The organism is Flavonifractor plautii ATCC 29863 (assembly GCF_000239295.1).
GTDB classification, from domain to species: Bacteria; Bacillota; Clostridia; order Oscillospirales; family Oscillospiraceae; genus Flavonifractor; species Flavonifractor plautii.
On the sequence record NZ_JH417683.1, the window covers coordinates 1 to 8,694 of the forward strand.

Genomic DNA, 8,694 nt, shown 5'->3' on the forward strand with positions numbered 1-8,694 from the left:
GCCGGATGGCTCCGGCGCGGGACAGTTTTGTTATTCCACCCGCATTTGCAGCTCGGTGACGTACTCCTCCTCCCGGTTGGTGTCGTGGGCGTCCACCCGGTACAGCTCCAGGGGCGGCCCCGCCGGGCGGCGGCCCGCCGCCGCGATCCCCGCCAGCAGGACGCCGCAGTGCTCCTCCAGGCGGTCATAGGCCCCGCGGTAATAGAGGCAGGCGTACTCCCCCGCCGGGAGGGCGTCGTCATGGGGCAGGCCCGGCTCGGTGAGGAAGAACACCCGGGAGAAGTGGTTATACACCCCCCGGGACAGCCACTCCTCGTCCACCGCCGCCCCCATACACTGGCTGCCGATGATTTTGAGATAGTCCTGGTGGCGGTGCTCCAGCTTTTTCAGCAGGAAGTCGATCTCTTTTTCCAGGATGATGTCCTCCTCCAGGAACACATAGGGCCGCTCCGCCTCCCGGCGGAAGAAGACCCGTCCGTCCTCCGCGGCGCGGTACTGCTCCAGCCTGGCCCGGCGGGCCCGCGCCTCCTCCAGAGCCGCCTCCAGCTCCGCCATGCGGCGGCGGAGCAGCGCCTCCTCCCGGTCCAGCAGGGACAGCGTCTCCCCCACCGACCGGCGCTCCAGATAGGTGCGGATGGCCCGGGTTGGGATTTTCAGCTCCCGCAGGGCGCGGATGATGTTGAGGGTACACACGTCCTGAATGCCGTACATGCGGTAGCGGTTCTCCCCCCGCACCGGGTGGAGCAGCCCCTTCTCCTCATAGTAGCGCAGGGTGTCGGGGCAGAGATCAAAGAGCTTGGCCAGCTCGTGGATCTGATAAAATTGCTTCAACTTTTTTCCCTCCGGCTCTTGACTTTCGGATAGTACGAGGGTTTAACATGATCTTAACAAGAGGGGGTTATGAACTTGAACCTGGTACGCCGCTTTTTCAAATTCACCGTTCCGTCCATCGTGTCCATGTGGATCTTCTCGCTCTACTCCCTGGTGGACGGCATGTTCGTGGCCTGGGGCGTGGGAGAGCACGCCCTCACCGCCGTCAACCTGTCCCTGCCCTTCGTGTCGCTGGTGTTCACCCTGGGCATCCTGCTGGCCACCGGCACCTCCACCGTCCTGTCCATCGCCCTGGGACAGAAGGACGTGGAGCGGGCCCGCAACTACTTTAACCAGAACCTGTTCGTGGTCATCGCCGCCACCCTGCTCCTGGCGGTGCTGGTCCTGTTCAACCTGGACTGGGTGGCGGACTTCCTGGGGGCCACCGGGGAAAACCACCACCTGGTAAAAGAGTACGTGGGGGTCATCGCCTGCTTCTCCGTCTTTTTCACCGTGTCCTACAACCTGGAGGTCCAGGTCAAGGCCGACGGCGCGCCCCATGTCAGCATCATCGGCGTTATCTCCTGCGGCCTGATGAACGTGGTGCTGGACTACATCTTTGTCATGCATCTCCACTGGGGGGTGTGGGGGGCGGCCCTGGCCACCGGGCTGGCCCAGGCCACGTCCACGGCGGTGTTTGTCGTCTATTTTCTCACCCACCGCTATCCCCTGCGGTTCGGCCGGTTCAGGCCCGACCCCGGCGCCTACCGCCGCATTATCCCCCTGGGTACCGCCGACGGCCTCAGCGAGCTCTCCAACGGCATGGTCATCTTCCTGTTCAACCACATCATACAGCGTGTCATCGGCCCCGACGCCCTGGTGTCCTATACCATCATCAGCTATGTGAATACCATGGTGCTTAACAGTGTGATCGGCATCGCCCACGGCATCCAGCCCCTGTGCAGCTACCACCTGGGGGCGGAGGAGCGGCCGGTGTGCCACAAGTTCCTCACCTACGGCATCCGCCTGGCCGCCTGCTTCGCCGCCGGCTTCTTTGTCCTGTGCCAGGTGCTGGCCGGGGCGGTGGTGGGCCTGTTCCTCCAGCCGGACAGCGCCCTGTTCGCCTCCTCGGTGTCCGCTCTGCGGCTGTACTCCTTCGCCTTCCTCTTTGTGGGCTTCAATGTGGTGATCTCCGGCTTCTTCACCGCCATGGAGCACCCCATTCCCTCCCTGACCATCTCCTTCGGCCGAGGGCTGGTGCTGATCTCAGGCTGTCTGGTGGTGCTCGCCTTTCTCTTCGGTGCCAACGGCATCTGGCTCTCCCCCCTGGTGTCCGAGTCCCTCTGCCTGCTCATTACCCTGTTCTTCCTGATCCGCTACTTCCGCCGGGTTCGTCGGGAGGCCAGCGGGGAGAGGGATGGGATACCGGATGCCAGGCCGCTGGACTGAGCTTCCCCGCCACCTGGCAAAACGGCGCATGGCAAAAGGCCATGCGCCGTTTCTGATTTATTCCGCCAGGAGCCAGCGCTCCACCGCCATGCCGACGCCGCCCTCCGCGTTGGAGCCGGTCTCATAGCGGGCGGCCTTCTTGGCCTCCGCCGAGGCGTTAGCCATGGCAAAGGACCACCCCGCCCAGGCCAGCAGTTCCAGATCGTTGCCCGCGTCGCCGAAGGCCATCACCTGTTCCGGCCCCAGCCCCAACCGGGCGCTCAGGGCCTGCACGGCGGTCCCCTTGTTGACGCCGGCGGCGGTAAACTCCAGATTTTCTGCGAAAGAGGTGACCATCTCCAGCGCGCCGCAGGCCGCCGCCCGTTCCATCAGGGATTTCCGCCGCTGGGGCAGCACGTAGAATATATGGAACTTTTCCGCCATCCGCCCCCGCAGGGCGGCGTTCAGCTCCTCCGGAAGGCGGGCATGCTCCCGGAGCACCTGCCGGAACTCGGGGGAGAAGGTGTGGGCCAGCACGCCCTCCAGCCGGTCCCGCTGAATCCAGCTCTCCCCCTCGCAGTACACCTCAAAGGGTACGCCCTCCTCCAGCAGCAGCTCCGTCAGCGCCTGCCGGGTCTCCTCGGGAAGGCAGTTGCGGTACAGCCACTCCCCCGTGTGCACGTCCAGCACCGCGGCTCCGTTGGACAGCACCGCGTAGCGCAGTACGCCCAGCTGCTCCGCTACCTCGTGCAGGAATCCCCACGGCCGGCCGCTGGCGACGGCCACCGCCGCCCCCCGCTCCGACGCCGCCCGCAGGGCGCGGATATTCCGCGCCGGCACCGTGGCGTGGTCGGCCCCCAGGAGGGTGCCGTCCATGTCCAGGCAGATGAGCTTGATGTCCGTCATTTCTTCCGCTTCACCGCATGGCGCACCTTTTCCGCGATGCCCTCCGGGGTGAGGCCGTAGGCCTCCAGGACGGCCTCCGCCTTGCCGGAGCGGCCGAACACGTCGTTGACGCCGTGGCGCACCACCGGCACCGGGTAGTGCTCGGCCAGGAACTCCGCCACCGCCGAGCCCAGGCCGCCCACCACGTTGGCCTCCTCGGTGGTGACGATGGCCCCGGTCTCCAGCGCCGCCTTGAGCACCAGCTCCCCGTCCAGGGGCTTGATGGTGTGCATATCCAGCACCCGGACGGACAGGCCCTCTTCCGCCAGGCGCTCCGCCGCCTTCAGCGCCATCTGCACCATCATGCCGGTGGCGATTACCGTCGCGTCAGAGCCATCCCGCAGGGTGACGCCCTGGCCCAGGTGGAAGGTGTAGCCGGGGATGGCGTCGGTGACGCTCTCCACCGCCAGGCGGCCCAGCCGCAGATAGGCGGGGCCGTCATAGTCCAGCAGGGCGCGCACCGCCTGCCGCATCTCGGGGCCGTCGCAGGGGGAGACCACCATCATGTTGGGGATGGCCCGCATGATGGCGTAATCCTCGATGCACTGGTGGGTGGCGCCGTCCTCTCCCACGGACAGGCCGCCGTGGGAGCCCACCACCTTGACATTCAGCCGGGGATAGGCGATGGAGTTGCGCACCTGCTCCCACGCCCGCCCGGCGGCGAACATGGCAAAGGTGTTGGTGAAGGGCTTTTTGCCGCAGGCGGCCAGGCCGGCGGCCACGCCGGTCATGTTGGCCTCGGCGATGCCCATGTTGTAAAAGCGGTCGGGATGGGCCTTGGCAAAGCCCTTGGTCATGGTGGAGCCGGACAGGTCCGCGTCCAGCACCACCAACTCCGGGTACTCCTCCGCCAGGGCCACCAGGGCCTCGCCGTAGGCCGCGCGGGTTGCAATCTTCTCTGCCATGCTTACTTTCCCTCCAGTTCTGCCACGCGGGCGGACAGCTCCGCCCGGGCCTTCTCATACTGCTCGGCGTTGGGGGCCTTGCCATGCCAGCCGTAGTCCCCCTCCATAAAGGACACGCCCTTGCCCTTCACCGTCCTGGCCAGGAGCACCGTGGGCTTTCCCTTGCAGGCCGCGGCGGCGGCGAACGCCTCCGCCAGGGCGGCGTAGTCGTGGCCGTCCACACGGATGACGTTCCAGTTGAAGGCCTCAAACTTCTGATCCAGCGGCTCGGAGGGCATCACGTCCGCCGTGGCGCCGTCGATCTGCAGGCCGTTGACATCCACCACGGCGCACAGGTTGTCCAGGCGGTACTTGGCCGCCGCCATGGCGGCCTCCCACACCTGACCCTCCTCGATCTCGCCGTCTCCCAGCAGGGCATACACCCGGTAGTCCCGGCCGTCCGCCTTGCCCGCCAGAGCCATGCCCACGGCCACGGAAATTCCCTGCCCCAGGCTGCCCGTGGACATATCCACGCCCTTGACGTGGCGCATTTCGGCATGGCCCGACATGTGCCCGTCAATACGGCGGAACTGCTTCAGCTCCTCCAGTGGAAAAAAGCCCCGCTGGGCCAGAGTGGAGTAGAGCGCCGGCGTGCAGTGCCCCTTGGAGAGCACAAAGCGGTCCCGCTCCGGGGCCTGCGGAGCGTCGGGGCTCACCCGCATCACGTGGAAATACAGGGTCGTGAGGATATCCAGCGACGACAGGGAGCCGCCGATGTGTCCCGACGCCGCGCCGTACACCATATCCAGCGCCAGCAGCCGGGAACGCGCCGCCGTCAATGCCAGGTTTTGAACCTTTGCCTGTTCCATCCGATTCACCTTTCCCATTTCTCAGCCCGATGGCCGTATTTTGAACTGTCTGTATTAAGTATATCGTACCAGGCCCGCGCTTTCAACTGGCGAACTGTAAAAAACATTGGTTTCTCTGCGCGGCTTTGGGGAAAAAAGGGGGGCCGGCAGGGCGCGCAGGCGCCCCCGGCCCCTTATTTCTAGTGGATGTTCTTCATGGTCATCCATCGCTTTGAGCGGTAGAACCACCAGCCCACCGGCACCGAGCTGGCCACGGCGACGCCGCAGGCGATGTAGACGCCGTAGATGCCCAGGAAGTGCTCCAGGACGACAGCCAGGATCAGCCGCACCACGATGCAGTTGAGGAAGGAGTTCCACATGATGAACACTGTATGCCCTGAGCCGGTGGCCAGGGTGTTGTAGGTAAACATGCCGGCGTAGAAGAGCTGGCAGACAATCTCAATGCGCAGGTTGACCACCGCCCAGTGCTGCACCTCCGGATCGGGGGTAAAGATCATGGCAAACTGGGGGGCAAACACCTCGGCCACCACGATAATCACCGCCGCCATGGCCAGGGCCAGCTTCATGCAGGTCTTCATCACCTGCTCGGCCCGGTCATAGAGGCCCGCTCCCAGGCACTGGGCGCACATGGTGCCCGCGCCAGTGGTCAGGGCGGAGAGGAAGAGCTGGCAGAAGTCGCGGATTTTGTTGGACACGCCGTTGCCGGCGGAGACGGTGACGCCGTACTTGTTGATGAGGGTGAGCACCACCAGCCAGGAGATGGAGGCGATGGTCCACTGGAGGGCTACCGGAAAGCCCAGCTTTAGGGTGCGTTTGACCATCTCCGCCTCGGGGCGGAGATAGCGGGGCAGCAGGCCCAGATCCGCCCGGTGGCGCAGGGAGAACACCAGAGCGGTCAGGCAGGATATCGCCTGGCCGATCACGGTGGCCAGGGCCGCCCCCGCCACCCCCATGTGGAACCCTGCCACGAACAGGATATCCAGCACCACGTTGAGGCTCACCGACGCAATGATGCAGTACAGCGGGATGCGGGAGTTGCCCACCCCGCGCAGGATGGCGGAGAGGGAATTGTAGACAAAGATGAACAGCAGGCCCACGCCGCAGATGCTCAGATAGGCGGTGGCCTCCTCCAGGGTGGGGGACTGGAGCAAAATCAGCAGCGGCCGTCCCAGCAGCAGAATGCCCGCGGCAAAGAGCAGGCCGGCGATGAGGCCCACGGTGAGCATGTTGCCCGCGGACTTCCGACGGTTCTCGTGGTCGCCGCTGCCGAAATACTGGCCCACCAGCACATTCCCACCCACTGTCAGCCCAATGGCCAATTGGGTGAGCATATTCATAATGATGCTGGCGTTGTTGATGGCGGAAATTCCCACATCACCGATGTAGTGCCCGGCGATGATGATGTCCGTGATACTATAAATAGCCTGCAGCAGGCTGGACGCCACCAGTGGCAGGGCATACCGGACCAGCTTGCGCGTGACGCTGCCCTGGGTAAGATCCTGTTCTACAGCGGGCATAGCGTACCCCCTCCTTATATGCGTTCAATTCCCCGTTTCTTTACACGTTGTTAAAGTTTACTGCGGATTTCCTGGCAAGGCAATACTAACTTTTTTGTCACCACCACACAAAAACGGACGGCTTCCGCCGCCCGTTTCCTTATAATTCCCTATAATAACGCAATATACGTTTACTCCTCGCCCTGCTCCACGCCGCGCCGGCGCTCCCGCCCGGGCCAGAAGTTGTTCTCCCGCATGATGTCACCCAGTGCGTCCACATACTTCTCCGACTTGTGCACTACAAAGGCATCCGCATCGATGGGGATTCTGCGGTCGTGCATCTGGCGGATACTCCAGATATAGAGTATGTCCAGGGCAGGGATGAGCTGCTCCCCGCTGGGCGTGAGCACATACTCCACCTTGGGCGGCACCGTGTCGTAGGAGATGCGGCGGATCAGCCCCGCCTCCACCAGCTCCTTGAGCTGCTGGCTGAACACCTTTTCCGAGATGGGCAGGATTTTAAGCGTCTGGTTAAAGCGGATACTGCCGTACGTATAGATTTCATGGAGAATGGTCATCTTCCACTTTCCGCCGATGCAGTGCAACACATAGTGATAGGGATTAGTCGGTGTGTCAAAATTGTCCGCTTTCACAGGCGTTCACCTCATTTTCTTTTGTGATACAACTATATAAAGATAGACCTGCATTATCATATCACACCCCCACCACTCCCACAAGGAAAACTTTTTCCGCCCCACTGTAACGCGCCAAAATTTTTTGCTGAAATTTGTGCAACCTATCCAACTTCCACAGAGATACACTTTTGTACCGAATAGTTTACACAATATCCCTTTTTCTCTTTTATTCGAATTATACAATTTCGGAGCACTTACCTTTTGGTACGTGCAAACCTACAGGTTATCTACTTACATAATTGTGGGTATTGCACAAATTTTTATTTTCCGATACACTACGGCTCGAAAAGGAAAGCATAAGTTCCAATTCATCGCATTGGTTTCCTGAAAATGCTGACATAAGAAGGAGCGGATTTCAAATGATCAAGCGTACTTATGAAGAGCTGGAGCCCTATTTCCCCGCCGGTCATTTTGGCGTAACCTGCAAGCGCTACCACGGCAAGGACGAGACCGGCGCCCAGAAGTTCTGGATCGGTGTGTCCGAGTTCGAGCCCGACGGCGGCGCTGACTGGGCCTACGACGACAACCCCCTGGAGAAGGTCTACTTCGTCCTGGAGGGCGAGATGACCGTTACCGACAAAGACGGCAACAAGTACGTCATCCACAAGAACGAGTCCATCTCCTTCCCCCCCAACGAGGGCCGCGGCCTGAAGAATGAGAGCGGCAAGCCCGCCAAGATGCTGGTCATCATCAATTATCCCGACGCGCAGTAAGTAAGAGGAGGAAGCAGAAATGGTCAACGTGAAGAAAGAGTTCGTCGACAACATGTTCTCCGTGAAGGGCAAGGTCGCCCTGGTCACCGGCGCCACCGGCGCTCTGGGCTGCGTCCTCTCCAAGGCTTACGGCTATGCCGGCGCCAAGGTGTTCATGACCGGCCGCAACGAGAAGAAGCTCCAGGCTCTGGAGGCCGAGTTCAAGGCCGAGGGCATCGACTGCGCCTACGGCGTGGCCGATCCCGCCGACGAGGCCCAGGTGGACGCCATGATTAAGGCCTGTGTGGCCCAGTACGGCGAGGTCAACATCCTGGCCGTCACCCACGGCTTTAACAAGCCTCAGAACATTCTGGAGCAGTCCGTGGCCGACTGGCAGTATATCATGGATGCCGACTGCAAGAGCGTCTATGTGGTGTGCAAGTATGTTGCCCAGCAGATGGTCGACCAGGGCAAGGGCGGCAAGATCGTGGTGGTCACCTCCCAGCGCTCCAAGCGCGGCATGGCCGGCTACACCGGCTACTGCACCTCCAAGGGCGGCGCCGACCTGATGGTGTCCTCCATGGCCTGCGACCTGAGCGCCAAGTACGGCATCAACGTCAACTCCATCTGCCCCACCGTGTTCCGCAGTGATCTGACCGAGTGGATGTTCGATCCCGAGTCCGCCGTGTATCAGAACTTCCTGAAGCGCGAGCCCATCGGCCGTCTGGCCGAGCCTGAGGACTTCGTGGGCTACGCCCTGTTCCTCTCCTCCGACGCCTCCAACTACATCACGGGTGCCAACTGCGACTGCTCTGGCGGTTACCTGACCTGCTAAGCCTGGAAGGAAGTCGAGCAGCATGAAAGAAATCAAGAAC

The 8,694-nt window shown here is 62.4% G+C and carries 9 protein-coding genes; 3 read left to right on the plus strand and 6 right to left on the minus strand.

Going from position 1 to position 8,694, the window contains the following annotated elements; all coding sequences use genetic code 11:
* Positions 1 to 30: 30 nt before the first annotated feature.
* Positions 31 to 831 (minus strand): MerR family transcriptional regulator, encoded by an 801-nt coding sequence (locus HMPREF0372_RS04805; RefSeq protein WP_007489441.1) that lies wholly within the window; start codon positions 829 to 831, stop codon positions 31 to 33.
* Positions 832 to 900: 69 nt separating this feature from the next.
* On the opposite strand from HMPREF0372_RS04805, the gene HMPREF0372_RS04810 reads away from it, so the two are divergent.
* A complete protein-coding gene (locus tag HMPREF0372_RS04810; RefSeq protein ID WP_007489443.1) occupies positions 901 to 2,259 on the plus strand; it encodes an MATE family efflux transporter in 1,359 nt (452 codons plus the stop codon).
* A 57-nt stretch (positions 2,260 to 2,316) separates the two neighbouring features.
* Here the strand turns inward: HMPREF0372_RS04810 and HMPREF0372_RS04815 are convergent, their stop codons facing one another.
* The 5 genes from HMPREF0372_RS04815 to HMPREF0372_RS04835 all read right to left on the minus strand — a co-directional run bounded on the left by HMPREF0372_RS04815 (position 2,317) and on the right by HMPREF0372_RS04835 (position 7,085).
* Positions 2,317 to 3,144, minus strand: coding sequence for an HAD family hydrolase (locus HMPREF0372_RS04815; RefSeq protein WP_007489444.1), 828 nt, complete (start codon positions 3,142 to 3,144; stop codon positions 2,317 to 2,319).
* Positions 3,141 to 4,088, minus strand: coding sequence for a transketolase family protein (locus tag HMPREF0372_RS04820; RefSeq protein WP_007489445.1), 948 nt, complete (start codon positions 4,086 to 4,088; stop codon positions 3,141 to 3,143). Before HMPREF0372_RS04820 ends, HMPREF0372_RS04815 begins: the two co-directional genes overlap by 4 nt.
* A 2-nt stretch (positions 4,089 to 4,090) precedes the next feature.
* Positions 4,091 to 4,936: a transketolase gene (locus HMPREF0372_RS04825; protein WP_230979254.1), complete on the minus strand. Its 846-nt coding sequence runs from the start codon at positions 4,934 to 4,936 to the stop codon at positions 4,091 to 4,093.
* 179 nt (positions 4,937 to 5,115) lie between these two features.
* Positions 5,116 to 6,453 (minus strand): MATE family efflux transporter, encoded by a 1,338-nt coding sequence (locus tag HMPREF0372_RS04830; RefSeq protein ID WP_007489450.1) that lies wholly within the window; start codon positions 6,451 to 6,453, stop codon positions 5,116 to 5,118.
* A 170-nt stretch (positions 6,454 to 6,623) separates the two neighbouring features.
* Positions 6,624 to 7,085 (minus strand): winged helix-turn-helix transcriptional regulator, encoded by a 462-nt coding sequence (locus HMPREF0372_RS04835; protein ID WP_009260808.1) that lies wholly within the window; start codon positions 7,083 to 7,085, stop codon positions 6,624 to 6,626.
* Positions 7,086 to 7,486: 401 nt separating this feature from the next.
* On the opposite strand from HMPREF0372_RS04835, the gene HMPREF0372_RS04840 reads away from it, so the two are divergent.
* A complete protein-coding gene (locus HMPREF0372_RS04840; RefSeq protein WP_007489453.1) occupies positions 7,487 to 7,840 on the plus strand; it encodes a cupin domain-containing protein in 354 nt (117 codons plus the stop codon).
* 19 nt (positions 7,841 to 7,859) lie between these two features.
* Entirely contained in the window at positions 7,860 to 8,654 is a 795-nt protein-coding gene (locus HMPREF0372_RS04845; protein WP_007489454.1) for an SDR family NAD(P)-dependent oxidoreductase, read from the plus strand.
* Positions 8,655 to 8,694: the final 40 nt, after the last annotated feature.